Below are 25,909 nucleotides of genomic sequence, written 5' to 3'. Positions count from 1 at the left end.
TATCTGCCTCAAGTCTTTTGTCCAACCTATCGGAATCGGACATAAAAATCCAGCGCTAGACCTTGTGTCGGTCAGGTCACCAGACGCAACTGTTGCCTCGGGGCCGCGGTGCCGCTGGCCAAGGCGTCATAGGGATCTTCGGCAGATAGCATCATATCCACCACATGGCGCAGCAGCTGACGGCGGCCGCGTGCCGAATAAAAGCCGCCCGGCAACTGGCTGGTTTCCAACAGGAACCGGCGGTAATCGCGATAGGCGGGCAGGTCCGGGCGCCGGGCGCTGGCAAAGAACTGCGCCACCGGCTGATCCGATACAAATTCGGGTTTGGCATAAACCGCATCGCCGTAGACTTTCAGCGGGATACCACGCCACAGCACCTGCTGACCGGCGGTCGAGTTGACGGTGACGGCGCTGCGCGCCTCATTCAACAGCCGGGCCAGTTTGCCGCCACGGACAAAATGCACCCGTCCTTCCACACCGGTTTCACGCGCCAGTCGGGTGATTTCCCGTTTCAGGGGCACCCGGCCGTTTTCCAAAGGGTGCGCTTTGATCACCAGATGATGATGCCCCGGCGCCCCTTTGGCAAAGCCGGTAATCGTACGCTCCAGAAACTCGGTCATGGTGGTGAAGGGGGAATGCATCTGGAAGGAACTGTCATGTTCCAGCTGCAACAGCGCAATATGGTAAGGGAAGCCGCCGTTGCGGATACGGAAGGTGGCCAAGCTCCGCTCAAGGATCTGCACCGGCGTCAGCATCAGCCGGTTGAAGTAGAGGTAGAATTCACGGCTGACAGGCAGATCGCGATGGCGGCGGAAGTTGCGGTAATCACCGTTCCGGAACATCACAAACCAATGGTAGAGCGCGCCGTAGAACACGTGCTGGCGCATATCCCCCCAATGGGCGGGCGGCAGGTGGCTGTCCATATCGCTTTGGGCCAAGGCGTCGCGCATTTCCTCAACGCTGAGGTCCATCAGACGGGAATGTCCGTTGGATCCACCCCGTTCATAGGTGACCCAGAAGGGGCGCAGATAGCCCTCTTCAAACACATGTACCGTCAGCCCCGCAGCCTTGGCGCGTTTCACCGCTTCGGCGTGGATCGGACGGGTGTCGCCATAAAGCACAATGTCGGTGACGCCCTTTTCCGCGACCAGCGTTCCAAACTGCTCAGGCCAGTCCTCAGCAGCGCCGCGATAGGGGATGTAGCTGGCCTGATCGAACCAAAAGGCCCGGTCGCCTGCGTTAAAGCCAACTCGCCAAACCTGCGCACCGGCCCGCCGCAGCATCTTGCCCAGCTGGTGGAAAAAGGGCCCATGCGGCCCCTGCAGGCAAAGAAACACCCGGTTCTTGTGATCGCTATGGTTCACGGGGCGACTCATGGCGCGGATTTAATCCTCATTGGCTCAATAGGTTAACGGTTGTGTCCTATCCTAGCGCAGGGTTTCGGCAAAATTAAGGCACGAGATTGCACCGGCCCTTTGCACATTGGACGCAAGGGGGGGCACAAGGGGCGCGCGCACCTTGTTCTTCTGTTCTTCAACGGCTAGGTCTGGGGGTGGTTTTAGAAGGAGCCCCTCATGTTTACCGGCATTGTGACCGATCTAGGTGAAATCATCGAGCTGGAGCAGCGCGGCGATCTGCGCGCCCGGATCAAGACCTCATATGACCTTTCGACGGTCGATATGGGGGCGTCGATCGCCAGTGATGGTGTCTGCCTGACCGTGGTGGCCAAGGGTGACGACTGGTACGATGTGGAAATCTCGGGCGAGACGGTGTCAAAGACCAACCTCGGCAATTGGGCGGTGGGCCGGAAGGTCAATCTGGAACGCGCGCTTAAGGTTGGCGATGAACTGGGTGGCCATATCGTCAGCGGCCATGTCGATGGCGTGGCGCAGTTGATTGAGATGCATGACGAGGGCGACAGCACCCGCATGGTGTTTGAAGCCCCGGAAGAGCTGGCCAAATTCATCGCGCCCAAAGGCTCAGTCACGCTGAACGGCACCTCACTGACCGTGAACGAGGTTTCTGGCTGCACCTTCGGCATCAACGTGATCCCGCACACCAAAGAGGTGACGATCTGGGGCCAGGCCAAAGTGGGAGACCGCATCAACCTGGAAATTGACACGCTGGCGCGTTACGTCGCCCGGCTGCGCGATTTCGCCTGATCTGGACGCTGAACCGGTCCCTTGCCGGTCAGCGGCAGGAGGGGGAACGCCCCCTCCCGCAGCAAACTCAGGATGCCAAATCCGGGCCTTCGAATTTAAATATTCAAAAGTGATGTTGCGTTTCTTCTGCGCTGGGGTATCTTCGGGACCTCGCGAAGGACCTGCGAAGGAGGAACCCACATGGCCCTGATCACCCCCAGTCGACGTGACATCCTGAAACTTGCCGCCGTCGCCCCGGCCATGGCATTGCCAGCCGCGGCCAAGGCACAGCTGGGGGCCCCAAGCGATGAAAATCCGGGCTATTTCCGCTTCACCCTGGGGGAGGCACGGCTGACGATCCTGTCGGATGGCTATTTCTCAGCCCCCACCAGTGGCGTCGGTGTTAATGCGGACCCGGCCGATGTGCAGGCGTTCCTGACGCGGCATTTCCTGGATCCTCAGGCAGGTTATTCCCACACCAACCACCTGCTGATCGAAAGCGGTGAGGCCGTGGTGCTGGTCGATGTCGGCTCCGGCCACCGGTTCTTTGACACGGCGGGGCGGCTTCTGGCGAATATGGAGGCCGCGGGCATCGATCCGGCCGACATTACTCATGTGGTGATCACCCATGCCCACCCCGATCACATCTGGGGCATCCGCGATGATTTTGATGAGGCGCTGTTTCCGGACGCCGAATACATCATGGGGACCGCAGAACACGCCTATTGGATGCAGGATGATCTGGTCAATCTTGTGGGTCCGACCGACCAGCAGTTTGTGCTGGGGGCGGTGAACTCGATCAATTGTGACGGCGTGGAGTGGACATTGGCCGAAGACGGCCATGAGGTGGTGCCGGGTGTGCGACTGATCGCAACACCGGGGCACACCGCCGGCCATATGTCCGTGATGTTGGACAGCGACGGCAAGCAGCTGATCGCGCTGGGCGATTCGATGAGCCATTCCTGGCTGAGCTTCCGCCGGCCGGACTGGTACAATGGCTTTGACGCAGATGGCGATCAGACCGTGGCCACCCGCAAACGGCTTTTGGATATGTGCAGCGCGGATCGCATTGCGGTTCTGGGGTATCATTTCCCCTTCCCGGGCGTGGGCCATGTGCTGCGCGAGGGGGATCAATTCAGCTTCGTGCCGGCACTCTGGCAGTTTTAAGCTGTCTCAGCGGGCTCTGCGGCGTCGCACAGGAGGTGTGAAACGCCGCGTCCCCTCTGGCATTTAAGGGGGCGCTGCGCTATCTGGCAGGAAACCGTGACCCGAGGGGAAGCCTATGCCCGAAAGCTCTGCCTTTGAAACACCTGGTCCTGTAGAGGCCCAGCTGCGTGATGCCATCAGCCCGATTGAAGAGATCATCGAGGCCGCCCGTCAGGGCAAAATGTACATCCTCGTCGATCATGAAGATCGCGAAAATGAGGGTGATCTGATCATCCCGGCGGAATTTGCCGATGCTGCGGCGATCAACTTCATGGCCACCCATGGCCGCGGGCTGATCTGTCTGCCGATGACAGCAGATCGCATCGATTTCCTCGGCCTGCCGATGATGGCGGTCAACAACTCCTCTCGTCATGAAACGGCTTTCACTGTCTCGATCGAAGCGCGTGAAGGGGTCTCCACCGGGATTTCTGCCGCGGACCGGGCGCTGACCATCGCGACCGCGATCAATGAACAGAACACCATGGCCCATATCGCAACGCCCGGGCATGTCTTCCCGCTGCGCGCCAAACGTGGCGGTGTGCTGGTGCGTGCCGGCCATACCGAAGCCTCGGTTGATATTTCGCGTCTGGCCGGGTGCCACCCCTCGGCGGTGATCTGTGAGATCATGAAAGAAGACGGCACCATGGCCCGTCTGCCCGATCTGGTGGAGTTCGCCAAAGAACATGACATGAAGATCGGCACCATCAGTGACCTGATCAAATATCGTTCCAAGAATGACAACCTCGTGGTGGAAACCAGCCGCGAAACCGTTCAATCCGAATTTGGCGGTGACTGGGAAATGCGGATCTTCACCGATCAGATCCACGGTGTGGAACATGTGGTGATGATCAAGGGCGATGTCACCGATGGCGCGCCGGTTCTGACCCGGACCCATGCGCTGCATGAGGCGACCGATATTCTGGGCCTTGGCCCGAAACCCGCTGATGAGCTGCCCCGCGCGATGAAACTGATCGCCGAAGAGGGCCGCGGTGTGGTCTGCCTGTTCCGCCAGCCTCGTCACGCGCTCTACGCGCAGGAGGAAGAGGGCGTGAAGACGATCAAACAGATCGGCCTTGGCGCGCAGATGCTGTCCAAGATGGGCCTGTCTGAGCTGATCCTGCTGACCGACAGCCCGCGCACCAAATATGTGGGCCTTGATGCCTATGACATTGAAATCGTCGGCACCCGCCCGATCCTTGGCGACGCCTGAAGGAGGTCTGAGACATGGCTGGACATGAACAACACTATATTCTGCCGCGCCCCGAGTTTGACAACCCGGTGAAATTGGCAATCGTGATGTCGCCCTATTACAAAGACATCGCAGACAATATGCTGAAAGGCGCCGTGGCCGAGATCGAAGCCGTCGGCGGCACCTATGAGGTGGTCGAAGTGCCCGGTGCGCTGGAAATCCCCACTGCCATCGGCATTGCCGAACGGATGAGCAACTTTGACGGCTATGTGGCGCTGGGCTGCGTGATCCGCGGCGAAACCACCCATTACGAAACGGTCTGCAATGACTCCAGTCGCGCCATTCAGCTGCTGGGCCTGCAGGGGCTCTGCATTGGCAATGGCATCCTGACCGTAGAAAACCGTCGTCAGGCTGAGGTGCGCGCAGATCCGGCGGATCAGAACAAAGGCGGTGGTGCAGCGGCTGCGGCCTTGCACCTGATCGCTTTGGCCCGTAAATGGGGCGATCAGCGCAAAGGCGTGGGATTCGTTCCCGCCGATGAAATCCAGCTGGCAGGCAAGGCGTAACCGTAAAAACGCCTGCTGTGTCACGGCATCTTTAGGACTGCGAACCGCATGAGCACCGGCCAAGAAGAAGAGCGTAAACCGCTTTCGAACAACCAGAAGCGCAAGATGAAATCTGCGTCGCGGCTTTATGCCGTGCAGGCGCTGTATCAGATGGAGGTCAGCGATCAAATCGTTGATCAGGTCATCCTGGAGTTTCTGGACCACCGCTTCGGTGCGGTTGTTGAAGATGTGGAGTGGCTGGAAGGCGACACCGCATTGTTCAAACAGCTGGTGAAAGAGGCGGTGAACTGGCAGGCCAAGGTGGACCAGATGACCGACCGCGCGCTGGTTGCGAAATGGCCGCTGGGCCGCATCGACTCGACCCTGCGGGCGCTGTTCCGCGCCGCTGGCGCTGAGCTGACCCAGTCCGAGACCCCGCCAAAGGTGGTGATCACGGAATATGTTGACGTGGCGCGCGCCTTCTTCCCGGAAGGCAAAGAGCCCAAGTTCGTCAACGCCGTGCTGGATCACATGGCCCGCGAAGCCAAGCCAGAGGCGTTCTGAACGCGAACGCAACGCGCTTTGGATGCATTTACGAATAGAACCCGCGGCATTTCGTCAGAAAGGGCCGCGGGTTTTCATATTGGGCTTGAACATTCTGGCCTGAGGCATACCCTTCTCCTTAGGCCTTAACGGAGTCGCTGCCATGCCCAAACTCGTCCGCCTTTACATCACCAACGTTCTGATCGGCTTTGCCATTGCTGCTGCCTTTGTCGCGATGCTGCTGTGGTTCAACCTTGGCAACCTCTGGTCGCTGGTTTCAAATTCGGATGTCGGGCTGCTGGCGGTGTTCCTCCTGTGGTTCTCAAACGGCATCGTCTTTGCCGGGGTGCAGTTCGGGATCGCTGTGATGCGCTTGAAAGAGGATGAGCCGAAAACTGGTCGGGGTCGTCCGATCCGCGTCGACTATTCGCAGCCCGTGCGCGTGCGTCAGGAAGCGACATCCAAGCGGACGCAACTGCGTTAAATCGGTCTAGATAGCAGATGAAAAGGCGCCCCGGGGGCGCCTTTTGTGTTTTCGGGGTTTTGCTTGGTGTCACGCCGGGGCAGGGGCGGTGGCCAGATCGTGCAGATTGCCCATGAAGCCATGCCAGCCCTTATCAAGGGCCAGAACCAGACCGTAGCCCTCCTGTGAATTTGGCAGCTCTGAATGTTCCAGTGTCAGCCGGGTGCCGCCGGGGGCCTCCTCCAGCCACCATTCCACCGTTGACATTTTGCCCTGCATCGGGCCGACGGTGAAGGACCACTTCATATAGTCGACCGGCTTCATCACCTCGACGGTGCCCCAGCACATGCGGTCGCCATCTTTCTGGCTGGTCAGCAGGTAATCCTCCCCTTCACTCAGGTCAGATTGGGCCGGGTGGAACCATTGGGTCAGCAGGTCGGTCTTGGTCAGGAAATCCCAGACACGCGGTTTGTCCGCGGCCAGAAAGACGGATTTGCGAATGGTGGTGTCAGTCATCTTCAGTCTCCTTTGGGGTCAAATGGGGGTCTTCAATCTCTTCGATGGCGGCTTTCAACGCGTCCAGACGCTGATCCCAGAACTGGTCAAACCAGCTGAGCCAATCCACCACGGGGCGCAGCCCCTCGGCGTTCAGCCGGTTCAGCCGCTCACGGCCCCGCTTGCGGGTGGTGATCAGCCCGCCTTCGTCCAGCACGTTAAGGTGTTTTTTCACCGCGGCGCGGGTCATGTCGAAATGCTGCGCCACATCTGCGACGCTCATCTCCTGCGCGCCAAGCAGGCGCAGAATGTCCCGGCGGCTGGGATCAGACAGGGCACGGAAACTGGGCTGTAGGTCAAAGGGCATGGTGGGCCTCAAGTGATACTATTTGGTATCTCTTATGTTGTGATACCTTTTGGTATCCTGTCAACCCCTGCCCAAAACACGAACACCCCCGCCAAAGCGGGGCTGGTTTTGTGGATATTTTACAGCGGCTTACAGCTCGGGTCGCGCACCGGCCCAGGGCCAGCCGCCCGAAAACTCCAGGATCGCGCCGGTCATGAACCGCGTCTTGGCAGAGGCGAGGAAGTGAATCACCTCGCCGATCTCAGACGGATCGCCCAGACGGCCAGCCGGCACATTCTGGCGCACATAGGTGCGGCCCTGTTCGGTCTGCTCATAGATCGCTTTGGGGTAATAGGCCTCAGAATAGAGGAAGTTCGGCGCCACCGCATTGACGGTGATCTGATCCGCCGCCAGATCCCGCGCCAGTGATTTCAGCAGCGCATTCACCCCGGCCCGCGCCGCATCGGCAAAGCCACCGCCAGACAGCGGCAGGTTGGTGCGGTTTGAGGTCACCATGACGATATTGCCACCGCCCTGTGCCTTCAGCTGCGGCAGCGCCGCTTGGATCAGTTGAAAGGGCGCTGTGATCAAAGTGTCGAGGTTGGCTGACAACTCGGACGCGGGGGCGTCATGGGGCATATGGGGCGGGGCCGGGTAGTGATCATTGCTGACCAGCGCATCGATCCGTCCGGCGGCGGCCACCACCGTCTGGATCAACTGCGCGGGGTCGCTCTCTGACAGCAGATGCAGATCCGCACGCCCAGCGGCATAGGTTTCAGCCACCGCGGGATCGGCAAAGCTGGCATCCTGCGCCCAGACCTGAAATCCGCCCTGCAACAGGCCAAGAACCGCACCGGGACCGGCGAAACCGGCGGCATTGCTGACAAGCGCGATGGGCTGGGACATTATGGGGCCTCCTCTTTCCGACGCTCAGGATGGCGCAAGACGGGGCAAAGGGAAATTCCGCATTTCTACGCAATGGAGCCCGCTTTCAGAGCAGACAAAAAGGGGGAAGGGCGGCGGGCCCGCAGCGACCGTTTGGTTATCTCATTCCCGAGGACCTGTATGTACAGGTGGGCGCCAGGTAACTAGACCAGGATCTAGACAGAGCCAGCTCCCTCGGAATTGCTTAAGGCCACCGGAATGCAACCGTGTATCGAGAAGAGCAGCACCCGCCGAGGCCTTAGATAGGGTGCGGGGGCGGGGGCGGCAAGTCTCTCTTTTGAGAGAATTGAGGCGCCAGTATCCGGCGCCCCAGAAATTCACGTGATCGCGAGGATCAGAGGCCTTCGAATTCGCACAGAACGGTGACGTCCATGCCCATGGCTTCCAGCTTCTTGCGGCCACCCAACTCGGGCAGATCGATGACAAAGGCGCAGCTCAGGATTTTGCCGCCCAGACGCTCGATCAGCTTGATCCCCGCCTCAGCGGTGCCACCGGTGGCCAGCAGGTCATCCACCAGCAAAATGGTTTCACTGGGCTCAATCGCGTCCTCGTGCAGCTCGACAATCGCTTCGCCATATTCCAGCGTGTAGGCCTCGGAAATGGTTTTGCCGGGCAGCTTGCCCTTTTTGCGCACAGGCACAAACCCGGTGCCCAGCTGGTGCGCAATCGCGCCGCCCAGGATAAAACCCCGCGCCTCAAGACCCACCACCTTGTCGATGCGCTGACCGGCATAGGGGTGCAGCATCTGGTCCACCGCCATGCGGAACCCGCGCGGATCGGCGAACAGAGTGGTCACATCGCGGAACATGATCCCTTCGTGTGGGAAGTCGACGATGGTGCGAATGTAGTCTTTGACGGTTTTGTCCTTGGGCGCCACAGCGGGACCTTTCATAGCAATCTGTTACCTGCGGTGTTTGGCAAGGCTGCGGCGTTCATGCAAGCTTTGATGCGTAAACGGGTGGGGTTTAGCCCGCCACACGGCGCATCAGCGCCTCCAGCGGGCCCCGTTTGGCCACATGTTGCCACAGGCTGGCGTAGATCAGGCACAGCGCACAGAACCCCAGTGCATAGGCAAAGATCTGACCGGGGCTGAGCACACCTGAGAGCAGCCCAAGCCCCTCGAGCAGCCCCATGCCAAGGAGGATATGCGCAAGGTACAGCGTCAGGCTCTGCCGGCCGGCCAGCGCCATGGCGCGACTGGGGGCAAACCGCATCAGCATCGGCCCGGCCCAAAGACACAGTGCCACCATCAGTGCCGCACTGCCGCTGGCCGACAGGATGTAAAACGGGGTTGGCGGGATAGGGGAGGTGCCAAAAAGCGGCATCAGCTCACCGCTGGTGATCAGCGTGGCCGGGATCATCCCGGCGACCATCGCCACCGCCCCCCACACCGCCAGCCGCGCCTGAACCCGCGCAGACGCCAGATCCAGCCGTGCCAGCGCCATGCCGATAAACAGGAAGCTCAGCCAGGGCAGCACCGGGTGCCAGCCGTTGTAAAAGGTGTGGCGCAGATAGCCGCTGACCGTCCAGAACCCGGTGTAACTCAGCGTGTCCCAGTCCCAGCCCTGATCGTAATTGCCAAAGATCAGCGTGCCCAGGGCCAGCAGGGTAATCGCAACAGCCGCACCCCAGAGCACACGGGTGGAGGCCCCGAGGAAGGGCAGGGCGCAGAAGAAATAGGTACCGTAATAATGCAGGATGTCCGCCTCAAAGATGGTGAGGTTGAGGAGCCCCAGCGCCATCAGAAACAAGGCCCGTCGGAAAATCAGTGGCGCCGTGGCCCGCGCCAAGCCCAGCCCGATGCCCGCCAGCACCACAAACAGCGCCGCCGCGCGCCCCTCCAGCGCATTTGTCAGCAGGGAAGGCAGATCGCCCCCCGCGCTCACCTCAGCCGCGATGCGAAAATTCACCAGAACCATGCCCAGGAAGGCAAGGAAACGCGCAATATCAAGGCCATCAAGCCGCATGAGATCAATCCGCTTTAACCAAAATCTGTCAAAGACTTGGACATGGTGGGCGCAAAATAAAAGGCCGCCCCGAAGGAGGCGGCCATGAGTGGCGAAAACGTGCCAGTTCCGGCTCAGCCCAGAACGCGGCCTGCGACGGCGTCGAGTTTCGCCACCAGCGCCGGATCGCGTTTTTCCGGGGCTGTGAGGATGGCAAACTCCAGCGCTTTGTCACAGCCATGCGGGCAGTCGTCCCGTTCCGCACCCAAGAGGGCGGGCAGGCGTTTGACCAGATCACGGCCCTTGTCGGCATTACCGACCAGCGTTTTGATGATCTCGGTCACATCGACCTCACCATGGTCGGGGTGCCAGCTGTCATAATCGGTGATCATCGCGACGGAGGCGTAGCACAGCTCGGCCTCGCGGGCGAGTTTCGCTTCGGGCATATTGGTCATACCGATCACATCACAGCCCCAGCTTTCGCGGTACATTTTGGATTCCGCCAGGGTGGAAAATTGCGGTCCCTCCATCGCCAGATAGGTGCCGCCCTTATGGACCTTGATACCGGCATCCGTTGCGGCGGTGAAGCAGGCCTCGGACAGGCGCGGGCAGGTGGGATGGGCGACGCTGACATGGGCCACACAGCCGGTGCCGAAAAAGCTCTTTTCGCGTGCGAAAGTGCGGTCAATGAACTGATCCACAATGACAAAATCGCCCGGCGCCATTTCATCGCGGAAGGAGCCGCAGGCCGAAACCGAAATCACATCGGTGACGCCCAGGCGTTTCAGCGCGTCGATATTGGCGCGGTAGGGCACCGTGGTTGGCGAATGCACATGACCGCGCCCGTGCCGCGGCAGGAACGCCATTTTCACCCCGTCATAGACCCCGGTCAGGATCTGATCCGAAGGCGCGCCCCAGGGTGTTTCAACCGTTACCCATTCGGCGTTTTCCAGCCCGTCGATTTCATAGATGCCCGATCCGCCGATCACGCCGATATATGTGTCCATGGTATTTGGTCCTGTCTGAAACTCTGTTGCGGGGGAAAGGTTTAGCGGTCATCCGGGCGCGTCAGCGCAAAGAGGTCGCGCACCACCGAATAGTCGCGATAGCCAAGCCGGGCCAGCGGCTGGTAGCGGGTGATGTCAAAGGTGCCATCGACCAGGCAGTCATCCTGTAGCCGCACGCCGGTAACCTCACCAAAAACAGCGGTGTTGGAGGCACCGGGCAGCTCTACGATCTGGGTCAGCTTGCATTCCAGCACGGCGGGGGCGGCTGTGACATAGGCGCAGTTGATGCTGTCACATTCGCCTTTGTCCAAACCGGCATGGGCAAATTCATCTGTTGCGGCCGGCAAGGCAGCAGAACTGGCATTCATCGCATCGCGCAGCGCGTAGGACACAACGTTGCAGGCAAAAACGCCGGTGGCGCGGATGTTGGCAACGGTGTCTTTGCTGTTGTCCTGATCCGCCTTGGCGCCGGTGGAGGCAAACATCACCTGCGGTGGCTCATAGGCAACCGCGTTGAAGAAGGAATAGGGCGCCAGATTGTCGATCCCATCTGCTGACCGGGTGGAAATCCAGCCGATCGGGCGCGGTGTGACAATGGCGTTGAACGGGTTGTGGGGCAGGCCGTGGCCATCTTGGGGGCGGTAGAACATGGGACCTCAAAGGTGCGCCCGGTGGCGGCGCATATGGTTTCGCGTTTGTATCAGACCTAACCACATGCTAGGGCCATTTCCAGTTCAATATGTGCAGCTTAAAGGATCAGGGCGGCCGTGTTCCACTTTGACGTAGAAACCAAAGACGACTGGTGGGAAGTCGAGGCGCTTTATGATCTGTGCTTTGCCCCGGGGCGCACGGCGCTGTCGTCTTATCGTCTGCGCGAAGACGTGGATCCGGTGGCCGATCTGTCGATTGTGGCGCGTGATGGCGATGGCATTCTGGCGGGCGCAATTCGCTACTGGCCGGTGCACATCGGGGCCGATGTGGCGTTGCTCTTGGGCCCGGTTGCGGTGCACCCGACCCATCAGGGCGAAGGCCTTGGCGGGGCGTTGATCCATGACAGCATGTCCCGCGCCGCACGCCTGGGCTGGCACCGGGTGATGCTGGTGGGCGATGAACCCTATTACCGTCGGTTTGGATTTCAGCGGTTGTCCAATGTGGTGATGCCGCCGCCCACCAACCCCGACCGGGTGCTGGGGCATGGGCTGGCCGATGGGATCTGGGACGGCGTGCAGGGTGATGTCACCCGTTATGAGGGCTGACGGCTGAGCCTACCCCCCCCTTGATCCGGCCTGACTTGAAACCGGGCAACAGCGCTCCCACCTGACATGTCAGGGGCCTATTTGTGCCCTGTTGGAGGGATATTCAAATCATGTTGATCGAAGACGCACCGCCTGTGACTTTGGATCTGGACGCGGAAATGGCCGCGCTGGCTGAGCGTTATCGCAAGGCCTCCGGCCCCGGCATTCAGGTGTTGAACCTGTTGGGCTCCTCAGCTGAGGGGCTGTTGGACCGGCTGCCGGAAATCGTGCGGGACCGGCTGGATGAAGGCACTGAAAAGGCCCTGTTTCTGACCATGAAAGCGGCCCATCGCTCGCGCGGTTGGGTGGCGGATCAGCCCGGGTGGCTGAACACCACCGTGACCACAGCCATGGGCGCGGCCGGCGGTTTTGGCGGCTTGCCCACCGCGATGGCGGAACTGCCGGTGACCACAGCCGTGCTGCTGCGCGCCATTCAAGGCGTGGCGGTGGAACATGGCTTTGATGCGGCCGCGGAAAACGTGCAGTTCGACTGTGTGCAGGTCTTTGCCTCGGCCGGGCCATTGGCCCATGACGATGGGGCGGATATGGCGTTTCTGGCGACCCGCATGGCGCTGCGTGGCGCCTCAATGCAGGCCTTGGTGGCCAAGGTTGCCCCCCGTCTGGCGCAGGTGCTGGGGCAGAAATTGGCGGCTCAAACCGTGCCGGTGCTGGGCGCCGTGGCCGGGGCGGCGACCAACTATGCCTACACCAGCTATTATCAAGACATTGCCCATGTGCATTTCCGCCTGCGCCGACTGGCGATTGAGACGGACACCAAGCCTGAAGTTCTGGTTGAGGATCTGCGCCGCCGCGTCGCGCCACCGATCAGCCATCTGTAAGGCGGAGACGCACGGTTGATACAGCGGTGCGCCCCTGCCGGGGCGCGCTGTTTTTTTAGCCGCCTCCGGCGGGAGTGTTTGGGGAACGATGAAAGCGGATCAGCTGTTGCTGCGCAGGTAGTTCATCACGGCCGGGCGCACGGATTGATCGCCGCGCAGCTTGCCCTCTTCGATGACCCGGCGCAGCCCGTCGAGATCTACTGATCGCAGGATGTTTTTCACCGGTCCGATGGAGGCCGGGCGCATCGACAGGGCGCGCAGCCCCATGGCGGCAAGGCAGATCGCCTCGACGGGGCGGCCGGCATCTTCGCCACAGAAGGAGAGTGCGGTGCCCGAGGCCTCGCAGCGTTTCACAATGCCTTCGAGGAAGGTGAGGAAGCTGACGTTGAGCGAGTCATAGCGTTTGCGCACCCGTTCATTTTCCCGGTCTGCAGCAAAGAAGAACTGTTTCAGGTCGTTGCCGCCGATGGAGAGGAAATCGACCTCCTCGTAGAATTTGTCCGGGGCAAAGGCCAGTGAGGGCGTTTCCAGCATGGCGCCAATCTCAACCTTTTCCGGCAGCACATGGCCCAGGATCCGTTCCCGTTCCATCACCTTTTCCATCTCGGCGCGGGCCTGACGGTATTCTTCGTACTGCGCCACAAAGGGGAACATGATGGTCAAGGGGCGCCCGGCGGCCGCGCGGATCAGCGCCTGCAGCTGCATCCGCATCACGCCGCGCTTGTCCAGACCCACCCGAATGGCGCGCCAGCCCAGGGCCGGGTTCGGCTCATCATTGGGCTTCATATAGGGCAGCACTTTGTCGGACCCGATGTCGAGGGTGCGAAAGACCACACGTTTGCCATGTGCCGCATCCAAGACGCGGGCATAAAGCGCCGACAATTCGGACCGTTTGGGCATCTGGTTGCGCACGAGGAACTGCAATTCGGTGCGGAACAGGCCGACGCCTTCGGCGCCGGAGCCTTCAAGCGAGGGCAGATCCGCCATCAGGCCGGCGTTCATCTGCAGCGAAATGGTTTTGCCGCATTTGGTGGTGGCCGGTTTTTCCCGGATCGAGGCGTAGCGTTCCTGCGCCTTGGCCTGCATCGCGATCTTATCGCGGAAAGCGGTGACGACGGTGTCATCGGGGCGCAGGTGCACGATACCCTGATCGCCATCCACCATGATGTGGTTGCCGTTGAGGGCATCGGTGGTGATGCCACCGGCATGGACCACCAGCGGAATGGCAAGGGCGCGGGCCACAATGGCGGCGTGGGAGCCGACGGAGCCCTCTTCCAGCACAATCCCCTTCAGCGAACGGCCATAATCCAGCAATTCGGCCGGGCCGATGTTGCGGGCGATCAGGATCGGGTCGCTGGGCATATCAGCGCCGGTGTTCTGACCCTGACCGGTCAGGATCCTGAGCAGGCGGTTTGACAGGTCATCAAGGTCATGCAGCCGTTCGCGCAGGTAGGCATCGGTGGCCATGTTCATCCGTGCGCGCGCTTGCGATTGTTCTTTCTCCACCGCGGCTTCGGCGGAAAGGCCGCGGCTGATGTCTTCCTCCATCCGGCGCATCCAGCCCTTGGAGTTGGCAAACATCCGGTAGGCTTCCAGCACCTGCACCTGCTCGGCGTCACCGCCTGAGGCGCCGGCCAGCATCTGATCAACGCTGACGCGCAGCTCATCCACCGCTTCGCGCAGGCGGACCAGTTCGGCATGGGGATCTTCGGCAATCGGGTTGGTGACCACGACGCGCGGCTCATGCAGCCAGACATGGCCTTCGGCGGCGCCTTCCTGTGCGGTGGTGGCGCGGATCAGGGCCGGGTTCTGGTGCGGCGCGGCCAAGGCGGCGCCTTCCCCGACAAAGGCGCCCAGCTCGGTCATTTCGGCCAGCACCATGGCGACCACTTCCAGCGCATAGACCTCATCGGCGGAATATTCGCGGGCGTCTTTGGACTGAACCACCAGAACACCCTGTTTTTCGCCAAGCCGCTGCACCGGCACGCCCAGAAAGGAGGAATAGATCTCCTCGCCGGTTTCCGGCATATAGCGGAACCCCTTGGCCGAGGGCGCATCGGCCGTGTTGATCACCCGGCCATAGCGGGCAACGCGGCCCACCAGACCTTCGCCCAGTTTCATCCGGGTCTGGTGCACCGCTTCGGCGTTCAGACCTTCGGTGGCGCACAGTTCCAGCGTTTCGGAATCGCGGAAGAGGTAGATCGAGCAGACCTCAGAGCCGGTAGAATCGGCGATCAGATGGGTGATCTTATCCAGCCGCGCCTGACCGGCACTGTCTTCGGCCATCGCATCGCGCAGCCGTTGCAGCAATTTGCGGCTTTCTGTTTCCGTCGCATCACTCATCTGCGGCGGTCCTCCTCACTGTCACCACGGTGGTTAGACCACATGTTGGCGGAGAACAAAACGACTATCGCATAACGGGCGTTCTATTCTGTTTGATAATCGCAAGATTGCCAGGGAATTAAGCGTGGGCTTGATATGGCCATTGGCGTGTTGGTCCAATCCAAGTGACTGGAAAATATGCGGCTTCTACGGTGTTAAGTTGGTAGAGTTTTAGTGTCATGGTTGCCGCTGAATTTCTACGGGAGGGTGCGGATGTTTGCTGCAAAACAACTGCGATCAGTGGCTTTGGGGTTGGTTCTGGGGGCAGCGCCGCTCATGGGGGCGCCTGTCCAAGCGCAGGCTGTTGCGGATCAGACTGAGTTGATCTTTTGGGAAACGGTGCGCAATACGCAGGATCGTGCGATGCTGCAGCTGTATCTTGATCGCTATCCTGACGGCGTTTTTGCACCTTTGGCGGATTTGATGATCATGCAACTGCAACAGGGCGGGGCGCAAATGCAGGCTATACCAGCGCCAGCCAAGCCTGCCGCAGAAGCTTCGCCAGCGTCCCAGGTATCGACGGCTCAGGCTTCGGCCATGCGTCAGTGTGAGGAACGTGCCTATCACCCATGGGATCAGTTTGCTCCGGAGAATACTGGTAAACCTGTTGCGCAGGAGGTGGAGGATCTGGATGAGCTGTTGGCCACCTGCCGTACCGCAGCGGAAACGGGGGATGCCGAGGCGCAGTTCCATCTTTATCGCGTCTCCATCGCTGTGGCAGGTCGCGCACAGCATGACCTGTCTGACGAAGGCTGGGGGGCATTGGAAAGCGCCGCTTCGCAAGGTCATGAAACGGCGCAGATTTGGTTGGCGCGCCATTTGTTGCGCAAACTCTATGGCGATCGTCGTGACATCTCGCGCGGGATCACAACCCTGGAGGAAATGGTTGCCAACCGAAGCGCCATCGGGGCGCTTGAGCTTGGAAACTATCACGGGGCACGATCCTCGTTTTACGCCGGGCGTGACGGTGCATATGACTATGAGCAGGCCGTAACCTACCTGTTGAAAGCGGAAGAGTTTGGGGATCAAACCCAAGCGGCATACTTCCTCGGGGGTATTTATGGGGATAGGGTTTGGTCAGGGTTTAACGTTCAGGCCGCTGCGGAGGCCTATGACCGGGCGGTTGCCACGGGGCATAATCTGACCTGGGCGCATGGGCAAAAAGGTTTGCTGCTGGCAACCGAAGGGCTGAGAGATGCGCGTGACTGGCCACCGCAGGATATCGTCGCGTTTTTCCATGGTGGACGGATGATGGAAGGGCTGGCCGCCCTGCGGCAGGCCAGCAAACTGGAGATGGCTGAGAAGCCGGGCTATTGGACCAACAAGTATTTTAACGCGTTTCAGGACGCCTTTGCCTTCGCAGCAGACCTTTCCCGCAGCCGATATGAAAACAACTACCTCTCCTGGCGTGCGTCTGATGAAAGTGACGGTTTGAACAAGGTGTTGTCGGAGTTCGGGCTATTCCTGAGAGATGAAATGGAAGAGCTAAACGCTGCTCAGCCTGGTCTCTATTTTGGGTTGGGGCATGATGAGCTGAGCGCGTGGGTTGAGAGGTTCAAGGTCTTGCAGGATGATCAGTTACGGATGTTTGCCGAGCTGAATGAAGTGAAGGGGTGGGGGGTAACCTTCGAAGCGGCCACTGACTGTGTCACACAGCTGAATGATGAGGTTTGGAGCAGTTACAATACAGTTAAATTGGAATTTCTGAACAACTGCTACGCTCCGGTGAATTTTCTGGTGGGCGTGGAATTTGACAAAAATACCGCAGGTGCACGGGAGTTCACCAAACAAGGTCGCATCGAACCAGACGAGACCCGCACGTTCACTTTCGTTGCGGAGTCTGACGGTGGTAATGGCGTGCGCCTCAGCAGGATCGGCTGTTACGACAAACAGGGGGGACCAACGCTTTACGCGGATGGGGAAACCTATGGATGCGATTGGGCCTTTAAGCTGGATGAAATGGATCTGGTCGAAGATTATGATGCTCGCCGCGATAGTCTCGTGGACCATGTGGCCGCTCTGCTGTCCGGTGTGGTCAGCGATTAAAACAACACGTTGTTGAGCGCAAAATTGAAAAACCCGCCAATGTGGCGGGTTTTGAAACTTCGTTAGGGTGTGAGACCTAATCGCTCAGGCGGAGGTCTTATTCTTTTTCAAGTTCAAAGGCGTCATGCAGCGACTGCACGGCCAGTTCCAGATATTTGCGGTCGATCAGAACCGAGATCTTGATCTCGGAGGTGGCGATCACCTTGATGTTGATGCCTTCGTCCGACAGGGTTTTGAACATGGTCGCCGCCACACCCGACTGCGAGCGCATGCCGATGCCCACGGCGGAAATTTTGCAGACGTCGGTGTCAGCCACCAGATCGCGGAAGTTGATTTCACCGCTGTCATGGGCCTCTTGCAGGGCTTTGGTGGCCCGCATCACCTGATCGGTGGGGCAGGAGAAGGTCATATCGGTGCGACCTTCATCGGCGATGTTCTGAATGATCATATCGACGTTCACGCCGGCCTCGGACAGCGGGCCAAAGATCGCCGCGGCGATGCCGGGACGGTCAGCGACGGAGATCAGGGTCATCTTCGCCTCATCACGGGAATAGGCGATGCCGGATACGGGACGGTTTTCCATGGTTTCCTCCTCGTCGCAGACCAAAGTGCCTGCCTCGTCAGATGGTTCTTCGAAAGAGCTGAGCACGCGCAGTTTCACCTTGTAGCGCATTGCCAGTTCAACAGATCGGGTTTGCAGGACCTTGGCGCCCAGCGAGGCGAGCTCCAGCATCTCCTCAAAGGAGATCTTGTCGAGCTTGCGGGCTTTGGGGCTGATCCGCGGGTCGGTGGTATAGACGCCATCCACATCGGTGTAGATGTCGCAGCGTTCGGCATCAAACGCGGCTGCAAAGGCCACAGCCGTGGTGTCAGACCCCCCGCGGCCCAGCGTGGTGATGCGGCCTTCGGGGCTGACACCCTGGAACCCTGCAACAACCGCCACTTTCATGCCTTCGCCGAATTTCTCAGTGATGTTTTCCGGCGGGATCTCTTCGATCCGGGCAGCCGAATGGGCATCGGTGGTTTTCACCGGCACCTGCCAGCCCTGCCAGCTGCGCGCCGGAACGCCCATTTCCTGCAGGGTCAGCGCCATCAGGCCCGCGGTGACGTTTTCACCGGAGGAGACAACAGCGTCATATTCGCGCGCATCATAAAGCGGCGAGGTTTCATTTACCCAACCGACCAACTCATTGGTCTTACCGGACATGGCTGAGACGATGACGATGACGTCATAGCCTTTGGCAACTTCCAGGCCGACACGTTTGGCGGCGCGTTTGATCCGGTCGAGCGTGGCGACGGAAGTGCCGCCGAATTTCATCACGAGAACGGGCATGGTCTGTCCTAAGCGTCTTTGATCGAGGCGGGTTTAGAGAAAGGGGGGCAGGGGCGCAAGGGCGCAATGCTCTCCCGCGACGTGGTGTTGCGGGGAAGGAATGGGATTTGAGTATTTTTGAAACAGTGAAGGGCGGGGCGCGCAAGATCTGCAATCGCCCCTTGTTGAGCGGATGGCGGATCCGGCTCAGAAGGCGTGATCGCGCCCGTCCCAGGTTTTGAAACAGCCAGTGCTGTCGAGGCTGAGGTCGGCAAACCGGTCCAGCAGCCCGCTGGCGCTTTCCGCCACCGTGATATCAGCGGCATCGCCGCCCATGTCGGTTTTCACCCAGCCCGGGTGGTAGATGCCCACTGCGATGCCCAACCCATTGAGGTCAGTGGCCAGGTTGCGGCCCAGGTTCAGCGCCGCCGCTTTGGACGCGCGGTAGGCATAGGAGCCGCCCGGCGCTTTGGTGTCCGAGGCCATTTGTGAGGAGATGATGGCGATCTTGCCCTGATCGGCCATCTGCAGGTTGGGCAGCAGGGTTTGGATGGTCTGAAACACCCCGGTGACATTGGCGGCAAAACTTTGCGCCCAGGTCTCTGCATCATAGCCATCGGCCAGCGAGTGATGTTTGTCGAGATACACACCGGCGTTGCAGATCAGCAGATCCACCGCTTTGCCGTCCATCGCGGCGCCCAGAGCGGCAAAATCGGCCGGCTTGGTGACATCCAGGTTGTGGAACCCTTCGCGGCCGCGGGCGGTGCCCAGGACTTCGTGGCCTGCATCGCGGTAGGATTGGTACATGGCGTGGCCGATGCCACGGTTGGCGCCAGTGATGACGATCTGCATGAGGGCCCCCTTTAGAATGACCACAGGGCGTATCAGAACCTGGGTCGGGCGGATTGATTTGAAACTGTTGCGGCTCAGTTGGCCTTGCGTCCCGGCCGGAACGGCAGCGGCACAACCGGCACGCCATCGTCAATCAGCTGTTTCGCCTCGTCAAGCTTTGCTTCGCCGTGAATGGCACGTTCTGGTGCATCGCCCACATGCATGGCGCGGGCCTCATCGACGAAGCTGTCGCCGACATATTCCGAATTGGCCTCAACCTGCTTTTTCAGCTCGGCCAGGGCGCGCTCCTGCTCATTGGCGGGGGTGCTGAGGGAGGGGGTGGGGGCCGCGGCGGGCTGCGGGGCCGCTGGGCCCGCCTGGGTCGCGGGCGCTGGTGCCTGATCTGCCGAGGCTTTGGCGGCCCGTGCGGCGGCTTCTTTTTTGGCGGCCTCCACCTTGCGACCGGACTGCACCCGGGGCGCCATGATGGCTTTGGTCACCTCCGTGCTGCCGCAATGGCTGCAGCTGACCAGTCCGCGCGACTGCAACTTGTCAAAGGCCTCGGCCGATTGAAACCAGCTGTCAAACCGGTGATCGTTGCTGCATTTCAACGCGTATTGAATCATAACGAGCTTCCAAACTGGCCAGACAGGGCCGAAACAGACCAAAGGGCAGAGCACCCGGCAGTCCCTAACCTTTGACCTTGATATAGGGCGCAGAGGCGAAGGGACGCAGATACATATCTGAAATTACCCAGCAATCAATGGAAGAGAGGAAAATTCTACCTCACGTGCCTAAGGTTTGCAGCGGATATGTTTCAGGTCGCATCACAGAAACCTTGCAAGGATCATACCGGAAGTGGGGGCATTTTAGGCGGCGAATGGTGCGAAGACGGCGAGTGCTTTGCGCATCTACGCGCAATCAAGGTGTTGTTGAAAATATCGACATTCTGCTTTGCGAGCGCTATCAATTTCACCGTCAAGGGGATGCAGAGTGCTGACAGATCACCTTTTTTTGTTTTCCTGTCAGTGTGCTCCATATCCTAACCCAGAGGTCTGATCGTAAAACACAGGCCCTTTAGGCATCATGTTGCATGCCCTGGCGCCAACAAAATTCTCGCGGGGAGAACACGAATGAAACTCGTTACTGTTTCTGCACTGGCCTTGATGATGGCCACTGCCGCTTCAGCGGAAACCTTCCGCTGGGCGGGCACCACCGACCCTCAGACAATGGATCCGCACGCTGTGAACTCGGCTCCGGTTCTGGGGTTCCTGAACAACGTCTACGAAGGTCTGGTCCGCCGTGGCAAAGACATGGCGATTGAGCCTGCGCTGGCCACCAGCTGGGAACCGATCGGCGACGGCGAAGGCTGGCGCTTCAACCTGCGTCAGGGTGTGACCTTCCACGATGGCTCGACTTTTGATGCCGAAGATGTGGTCTTCAGCTACGAACGTGCCTCGGATGAAGGCTCGGACACCCGCAGCTGGTTTGCCCCTGTTGCAGACGTCAAAATGGTAGATGCCTACACCGTGGACGTGATGACCAAAGCGCCGAACCCGATTTTCCCGGATTCGATTGCCAACTGGATGATCATGGACAAGGGCTGGGCCGAAGCCAACAGCGCCGCCCGTCCTGATAAGGAAGCCGGCAACTACGCCACGCTGAACGCCAATGGCACCGGCGCCTTCAAACTCAGCGCCCGTCAGCCCGGCCTGACCACCACGCTGGTGCCGTTCGACGGCTGGTGGGATGAGGCAGAGCACAACATCACCGAAGCCACCTTCACCCCGATCGACAACCCGGCCACCGCTGTTGCGGCGCTGCTGTCGGGTGACGTTGACATGATCAACCCGGTGCCGATCCAGGATGCGGCGCGCGTGGATCAGCGTGACGGCGTGAAAGTTATCCGCGGCATCGAAGCGCGTGTGATCATGCTGGGCTTTGGTCATGAGGCGGATCTGCTGAAATACGGCGAAAACGCAGGTGAAAAGAACCCGTTCCAGGACGTGCGTGCGCGTGAAGCGGTGGCCAAGGCGGTCAACGTTGATGCGATCCGCCAGACCATCATGCGCGGTTCCGCCGAAGCGGCCAGCCAGCTGGTCAGCCCGGCCATGCGCGGCTACTCCGCCGCCAACGCCGCCCGCACCGCCTATGATCCCGAGGGCGCCAAGGCCCTGCTGGCCGAAGCCGGCTACGCTGATGGCTTCTCCTTCGGTCTGAAATGCCCCAACAACCGTTACCTGAACGACGAAGCGGTCTGTCAGGCTGTGACCGGTATGCTGGCACAGGTCGGTATCACGGCGCAGCTGGATGCGATGCCGGTGTCGAACTACTGGCCGGAACTGCGGGCTGACAACTACGACATGTACCTCCTCGGTTGGAGCCCGGGCACCTTTGACCATGAGCACCCCGTGCGCTTCCTGGTGACCACCCCGAACTCGGAAAAGAAACTGGGCTCGTGGAACTTCGGTGCCTTCTCCAACGCCCGTGTGGATGAGCTGCTGCCGATGATCCAGTCTGAGATCGACGACACCAAGCGTCAGGCGATGATCGATGAGACCGTTGCGATCTATCAGGGTGAACATGCCTATGTGCCGCTCTACGTGCAGCCGCTGGTCTGGGGCACCCAGGACAACATCGAACTGACACAGCGCCCGGACAACTTCTTCATCCTGCGCTGGGTGACCGTAAACTAAGGGTCCACGAACCAAGTTTCGTTGGGTTGACTGCCTGACCCCTGAAAGCCCCTGCCGTTTTGGTGGGGGCTTTTGTTTTGTGGAACATCTTATTGGGTAAATTGAGAAATCCTTGATATTACTGGGTCAACCGGTAGGTTGCCGGTTGTTATTTGAGTTTCGGGGGACGCTCATGAAGAATTTTGGTCAACAGGTGATTGCGGCATTGCGGCAGAAGGGGGCGGAGGCCGCGCTGATCTGCACGGAGCAGGGGGATCAGTCAGGAGAACAGTCCGGGGATCAGTTTGCAGACCAGTTGCTGCGCCTCAGCCGACAGATGATCGCCGCAGGGGCGGCAGAGGGCAGCCGTGTTGCCCTGATTGCACCCCAACCCGAAGAGGCGGTGCGTGGGTTTCTGGCCGCATTGCACAGCCACACAGCCGCACCGCTGAATCCTGATTACACCACTGATGAGTTTCTGTTCTACTTGCAGGATCTGCGCCCCAGCCTTGTGCTGCTGGGGCAGGGCGCCAGCGCTGCCGCGGAGGCTGCGGTGGCCCAAATGGGGCTGAACACCCTGCGCTTTGCGGATCTGGCAGGGGCCGAATTGGCAGCGGAGCATGCGCCCGCCGCGCCAGATGATGTTGCGATGATCCTGCACACATCCGGCACCACGGCACGGCCAAAGATGGTGGCGCTGACCCAGGCCAATCTGGCAGCCTCCTGCGCCAATATCGCCGCCTCATTGTCTTTGGACGCCACGGATCGATCGCTCTGCGCGATGCCGCTCTTTCACATCCATGGTCTGATGGCCAGCCTCTGTGCCCCGCTCTTGGCGAGGGGATCGGTGGTGCTGACCGGCAAGTTTAACCCCGTCAGTTTCACCGATGCGCTTAGCCGTTTTCAGCCCACATGGTATTCGGCGGTGCCCACAATCCATTTGGCGCTGATCAACCATCTTGAGGGCATCGGCCAGTTCCCTGACCACAGCCTGCGACTGATCCGTTCTTCCTCGGCCTCATTGCCGCCTTCGGTGATTGCGCGTTTGGAAACGGCTTTCGGCGCGCCGCTGATCGAAGCCTACGGCATGACCGAGGCCAGCCACCAGATCGCCGCGAACCCGCTGCCACCTGCACAGCGCAAACCGGGCACGGTCGGCCCGGCCAGCGGCACAGAAATTGACGTGGTTGATGATGCGGGCACCCCGCTGGCGGCGGGTGTGACCGGACATGTTGTGATCCGCGGCGCCGGGGTGACGCCGGGTTATATCGACCACCCTGAGGCCAATGCCGAAGGGTTCCGCGGCGGCTCCTTCTGGACCGGCGACCTCGGGTTTCTGGATCCTGAGGGCTATCTGACGCTGACCGGGCGCAGCAAGGAACAGATCAATCGCGGCGGGCAGAAAATCTCCCCCCGAGAGGTGGATGAGGCGCTAATGGACATCGAGGGCATTGCTGATGCGGTCGCCTTTGCCATGCCGCATGACAGCCTCGGCGAAGATCTGGTGGCCGCTGTGATCCTGCAGCCGGGCCAAGCTCTCTCCGCTCAAGACATTCGCCTGCGCCTGTTTGAACGGCTGGCCGATTACAAGGTGCCCAGCCAGATCGCGGTGGTGGATCACATCCCTGTTGGCGCCACCGGCAAACGCCAACGCCTGCAAATGTGGTCCGCGCTGAAAGGCGCCTTTGCCGTCGCACCGCAGCCGCCCCGCGACGCTTTGGAGTTTATCCTGTGTGAGTTCACCGCCGAGGCGCTGGGCCTTGAAGAGATCGGGCGCGATGACAACTTCTTCAATCTCGGTGGAAACTCGATCATCGGGTTGCAGTTGTCGATTACGCTTGGCGGGCTTTTGGGCTGCCACGTTGTGCCCTCAGCCCTGTTCCGCTTCCCCACGGTTGAGGCCTTGGCGGATCATCTGCGCCCGCAAATGTCACAGGATAATCTGGACCGGCTGGAAGCCGCAGTGCAAGACAGCGCTGAGGACGCCTAGATGACCGACTTGGGCCCACCAAAGAAAGCGCGTGGCCGATTGCGCGCCGGGCTGCGCGACCGGTTGAAGCCACGCCTTGATGAGGCAGACGAGGCCACCGCCGCCCGCGATCTGCAGATGATCAGCGGCCATCAGGCGCTGGCGCAGGGGCTGAAGGCACGCGGCATCACCCATGTCTATTCGCTACCCGGCAACCCGGTCTATGCCACCATTGCCGCCTTTGCCGACGCTGGGCTGGTCACCGTGGGCTGCCGCACCCAGAACGGTGCCATGAATGCAGCGCTGGCCCATAACTACCGGGCAGGGCGGTTGGCGGCTGTGGCGCTCTGCTCGCCCGCGCCGGGGCTGACAAATTCGCTGACCGGGCTCAACGATGCCTATGCCAACCAATGGCCGCTGGTACTCATCGCGGGCGGCGCCGAGGAAAGCAGCTGGAATTTTCAACTGTCGGACGCCGCGCGAATGGCGGCCCCCTTTGCCAAGGCGGTTTATGCGGTGAAAGACCGCACTCAGCTGAGCGCAGATCTGGACGCTGCCATCGCGCAGGCGGGCACCGGCCCCTGCGGTCCGGTCTGCCTTGAGGTGGCGCCGGCAGCTCTCAATGGGCGCGCCTCGGATGTGCTTGCGGCCAGCACGGACACCGCCACGACCACGCGGCCCGCGCTGCAGGACATTCCCGCCGCGGACCGGCCCGTGATCCTATTGGGGGAGGGTCTGCGCTGGACCGCCGGTGATATCGCCCCCTTGCGCGCCGCTTTGGAGGCCACCGGCTTGCCCGTCCTCGCCAGCCCGATGGCGCGGGGGATCTTGCCAGATGATCATCCGCAAAACGTCTTTGCCGCCGGCCCCGATGTGCTGACCGCCTGTGATCAGATCCTGCTCTGCGGGGCGCAGGCGGATTGGCGATTTGCAGGGATCCCGGCGGCCTTGGCCCGGCTGGACCCAGTGGAAATCCCCGCTGAGGGCGCCAGTTTGATCGCGCAACTGCAGGCGCTGCCGCGCCGCGCCCAACATCAAACCTGGATGCAGGCGATGCAGCCGCGTCAGGCTCAGATCATGGCGCAGATTGCCACCCGGGCCAAACAGCCAAATGACGCCGCAAAGATCATTGAGCTGAGCGCCGCACTTGACAGGTCACTGAAAACGCTGTGCCCCGATGGGGTGGTTAGCGTGATTGAGGGCGGGCTGGCGCTGTCCTGGGGGCATTTGGTCTGGTCCACCCAGCAACCGTTCACCCGGCTGACCCCGGGCCAGAACGGCACCATGGGCGTGGGCATCCCTCAGGGGTTGGGCGCGGCCTTGGCCGATCCCGATCAAACTGTGGTGGCCTTGGTGGGTGACGTCGGCTTTGCCTTTGCTGCCGCCGAGCTGGAAACCGCCCTGCGCAACAAGGCCCATTTGATCGTGGTCATCGCCGACAACAGCGCCATCAGCGGCCGGGCGTTTCAGGACCGTTGGATGGCCCCAGACAGCCACGACACGCTGCGCTACAGCCCTTCGGTGAACTATGCCGATATCGCGCGCGGCTGGGGCGTACCCGCACAGCAGATCACCGGTGCAGCCGCCTTGCATGATGCCTTGGCCACGGCCGTGAGCGCGCAGAAAACGCAAGCCGGACCACAGGTTATCTCCGTCACCCTTTCGCCAGATGGGGCAGGGCCCGCATCCGGACCGGGCTAAATCCCAAACCGCTTAACCAGATTGTAAGACTAT

At 60.7% G+C, this 25,909-nt stretch carries 24 protein-coding genes; 12 read left to right on the top strand and 12 right to left on the bottom strand.

From position 1 onward, the window contains the following. Window positions 1-71 precede the first annotated feature (71 nt). Window positions 72-1,376, bottom strand: a complete 1,305-nt coding sequence (locus tag ACORLH_RS14550) for a capsular biosynthesis protein (protein ID WP_321829083.1) — start codon at window positions 1,374-1,376, stop codon at window positions 72-74. Between the two features lie 198 nt (window positions 1,377-1,574). Between ACORLH_RS14550 and ACORLH_RS14545 the strand changes: the two genes are divergently transcribed. The 6 genes from ACORLH_RS14545 (at window position 1,575) to ACORLH_RS14520 (ending at window position 6,108) form a co-directional block, all read left to right on the top strand. Beyond that, window positions 1,575-2,162: a riboflavin synthase gene (locus ACORLH_RS14545; RefSeq protein ID WP_321829082.1), complete on the top strand. Its 588-nt coding sequence runs from the start codon at window positions 1,575-1,577 to the stop codon at window positions 2,160-2,162. 180 nt (window positions 2,163-2,342) lie between these two features. Then, on the top strand, window positions 2,343-3,308 hold the full coding sequence (locus tag ACORLH_RS14540) for an MBL fold metallo-hydrolase (protein ID WP_321829081.1): 966 nt from the start codon (window positions 2,343-2,345) through the stop codon (window positions 3,306-3,308). A 115-nt stretch (window positions 3,309-3,423) separates the two neighbouring features. Continuing rightward, window positions 3,424-4,557 (top strand): 3,4-dihydroxy-2-butanone-4-phosphate synthase, encoded by a 1,134-nt coding sequence (gene ribB / locus ACORLH_RS14535; protein WP_321829080.1) that lies wholly within the window; start codon window positions 3,424-3,426, stop codon window positions 4,555-4,557. A gap of 14 nt (window positions 4,558-4,571) precedes the next feature. Then, window positions 4,572-5,102, top strand: a complete 531-nt coding sequence (locus ACORLH_RS14530) for a 6,7-dimethyl-8-ribityllumazine synthase (protein WP_321829079.1) — start codon at window positions 4,572-4,574, stop codon at window positions 5,100-5,102. A 48-nt stretch (window positions 5,103-5,150) separates the two neighbouring features. Continuing rightward, window positions 5,151-5,645, top strand: a complete 495-nt coding sequence (gene nusB, locus ACORLH_RS14525) for a transcription antitermination factor NusB (protein ID WP_058241679.1) — start codon at window positions 5,151-5,153, stop codon at window positions 5,643-5,645. 142 nt (window positions 5,646-5,787) lie between these two features. Beyond that, window positions 5,788-6,108, top strand: a complete 321-nt coding sequence (locus ACORLH_RS14520) for a hypothetical protein (RefSeq protein ID WP_321829078.1) — start codon at window positions 5,788-5,790, stop codon at window positions 6,106-6,108. 69 nt (window positions 6,109-6,177) lie between these two features. On the opposite strand, the gene ACORLH_RS14515 is transcribed toward ACORLH_RS14520, so the two are convergent. From ACORLH_RS14515 to ACORLH_RS14485, 7 genes are all read right to left on the bottom strand, one after another. Beyond that, window positions 6,178-6,603 (bottom strand): SRPBCC domain-containing protein, encoded by a 426-nt coding sequence (locus ACORLH_RS14515; protein WP_321829077.1) that lies wholly within the window; start codon window positions 6,601-6,603, stop codon window positions 6,178-6,180. Beyond that, the gene (locus ACORLH_RS14510; RefSeq protein WP_321829076.1) at window positions 6,596-6,949 is read right to left on the bottom strand and encodes a metalloregulator ArsR/SmtB family transcription factor; all 354 of its coding nucleotides are present in this window, start codon (window positions 6,947-6,949) and stop codon (window positions 6,596-6,598) included. The genes ACORLH_RS14515 and ACORLH_RS14510 overlap by 8 nt, the downstream gene beginning before the upstream one ends. Before the next feature lie 129 nt (window positions 6,950-7,078). Continuing rightward, complete coding sequence (locus ACORLH_RS14505) at window positions 7,079-7,834, bottom strand: SDR family oxidoreductase (RefSeq protein WP_321829075.1); 756 nt, start codon at window positions 7,832-7,834, stop codon at window positions 7,079-7,081. Window positions 7,835-8,207: 373 nt separating this feature from the next. After that, entirely contained in the window at window positions 8,208-8,765 is a 558-nt protein-coding gene (locus ACORLH_RS14500; RefSeq protein WP_321829074.1) for an adenine phosphoribosyltransferase, read from the bottom strand. A 73-nt stretch (window positions 8,766-8,838) separates the two neighbouring features. Next, complete coding sequence (locus ACORLH_RS14495) at window positions 8,839-9,840, bottom strand: DUF418 domain-containing protein (RefSeq protein ID WP_321829073.1); 1,002 nt, start codon at window positions 9,838-9,840, stop codon at window positions 8,839-8,841. Between the two features lie 113 nt (window positions 9,841-9,953). Beyond that, window positions 9,954-10,826 carry an S-methyl-5'-thioadenosine phosphorylase gene (locus ACORLH_RS14490; RefSeq protein WP_058241672.1) on the bottom strand — a complete coding sequence of 291 codons (873 nt, stop codon included), beginning with the start codon at window positions 10,824-10,826 and terminating at the stop codon, window positions 9,954-9,956. A gap of 41 nt (window positions 10,827-10,867) precedes the next feature. Continuing rightward, window positions 10,868-11,476, bottom strand: a complete 609-nt coding sequence (locus ACORLH_RS14485) for a flavin reductase family protein (protein ID WP_321829072.1) — start codon at window positions 11,474-11,476, stop codon at window positions 10,868-10,870. Between the two features lie 117 nt (window positions 11,477-11,593). Here ACORLH_RS14485 and ACORLH_RS14480 point away from each other — a divergent pair, with 117 nt between their 5' ends. After that, window positions 11,594-12,082, top strand: a complete 489-nt coding sequence (locus ACORLH_RS14480) for an N-acetyltransferase (RefSeq protein ID WP_321829071.1) — start codon at window positions 11,594-11,596, stop codon at window positions 12,080-12,082. 110 nt (window positions 12,083-12,192) lie between these two features. Beyond that, on the top strand, window positions 12,193-12,960 hold the full coding sequence (locus ACORLH_RS14475; protein WP_321829070.1) for an EcsC family protein: 768 nt from the start codon (window positions 12,193-12,195) through the stop codon (window positions 12,958-12,960). A gap of 99 nt (window positions 12,961-13,059) precedes the next feature. On the opposite strand, the gene ptsP is transcribed toward ACORLH_RS14475, so the two are convergent. After that, the gene (gene ptsP, locus ACORLH_RS14470; protein WP_321829069.1) at window positions 13,060-15,303 is read right to left on the bottom strand and encodes a phosphoenolpyruvate--protein phosphotransferase; all 2,244 of its coding nucleotides are present in this window, start codon (window positions 15,301-15,303) and stop codon (window positions 13,060-13,062) included. A gap of 252 nt (window positions 15,304-15,555) precedes the next feature. On the opposite strand from ptsP, the gene ACORLH_RS14465 reads away from it, so the two are divergent. Next, window positions 15,556-17,388, top strand: coding sequence for a hypothetical protein (locus ACORLH_RS14465; protein WP_321829068.1), 1,833 nt, complete (start codon window positions 15,556-15,558; stop codon window positions 17,386-17,388). 97 nt (window positions 17,389-17,485) lie between these two features. On the opposite strand, the gene ACORLH_RS14460 is transcribed toward ACORLH_RS14465, so the two are convergent. From ACORLH_RS14460 to ACORLH_RS14450, 3 genes are all read right to left on the bottom strand, one after another. Then, complete coding sequence (locus ACORLH_RS14460; protein ID WP_321829067.1) at window positions 17,486-18,721, bottom strand: aspartate kinase; 1,236 nt, start codon at window positions 18,719-18,721, stop codon at window positions 17,486-17,488. Between the two features lie 186 nt (window positions 18,722-18,907). Further along, window positions 18,908-19,552 carry an SDR family NAD(P)-dependent oxidoreductase gene (locus ACORLH_RS14455; RefSeq protein ID WP_321829066.1) on the bottom strand — a complete coding sequence of 215 codons (645 nt, stop codon included), beginning with the start codon at window positions 19,550-19,552 and terminating at the stop codon, window positions 18,908-18,910. A gap of 74 nt (window positions 19,553-19,626) precedes the next feature. Next, window positions 19,627-20,157 (bottom strand): DUF1178 family protein, encoded by a 531-nt coding sequence (locus ACORLH_RS14450; RefSeq protein WP_321829065.1) that lies wholly within the window; start codon window positions 20,155-20,157, stop codon window positions 19,627-19,629. A gap of 507 nt (window positions 20,158-20,664) precedes the next feature. Between ACORLH_RS14450 and ACORLH_RS14445 the strand changes: the two genes are divergently transcribed. The 3 genes from ACORLH_RS14445 to ACORLH_RS14435 all read left to right on the top strand — a co-directional run bounded on the left by ACORLH_RS14445 (window position 20,665) and on the right by ACORLH_RS14435 (window position 25,876). Beyond that, window positions 20,665-22,227, top strand: coding sequence for an ABC transporter substrate-binding protein (locus ACORLH_RS14445; protein WP_321829064.1), 1,563 nt, complete (start codon window positions 20,665-20,667; stop codon window positions 22,225-22,227). Between the two features lie 172 nt (window positions 22,228-22,399). Then, a complete protein-coding gene (locus ACORLH_RS14440; RefSeq protein ID WP_321829063.1) occupies window positions 22,400-24,196 on the top strand; it encodes a non-ribosomal peptide synthetase in 1,797 nt (598 codons plus the stop codon). Continuing rightward, window positions 24,197-25,876: a thiamine pyrophosphate-binding protein gene (locus tag ACORLH_RS14435; protein WP_321829062.1), complete on the top strand. Its 1,680-nt coding sequence runs from the start codon at window positions 24,197-24,199 to the stop codon at window positions 25,874-25,876. The last annotated feature ends 33 nt before the right edge of the window (window positions 25,877-25,909 follow it).

This window comes from Thalassovita sp., from assembly GCF_963691685.1.
In the GTDB taxonomy this organism is placed as follows: domain Bacteria; phylum Pseudomonadota; class Alphaproteobacteria; order Rhodobacterales; family Rhodobacteraceae; genus Thalassobius.
The sequence above is the reverse complement of the archived record's forward strand: the minus strand, read 5'-3'. Positions and strand labels throughout refer to the sequence as shown.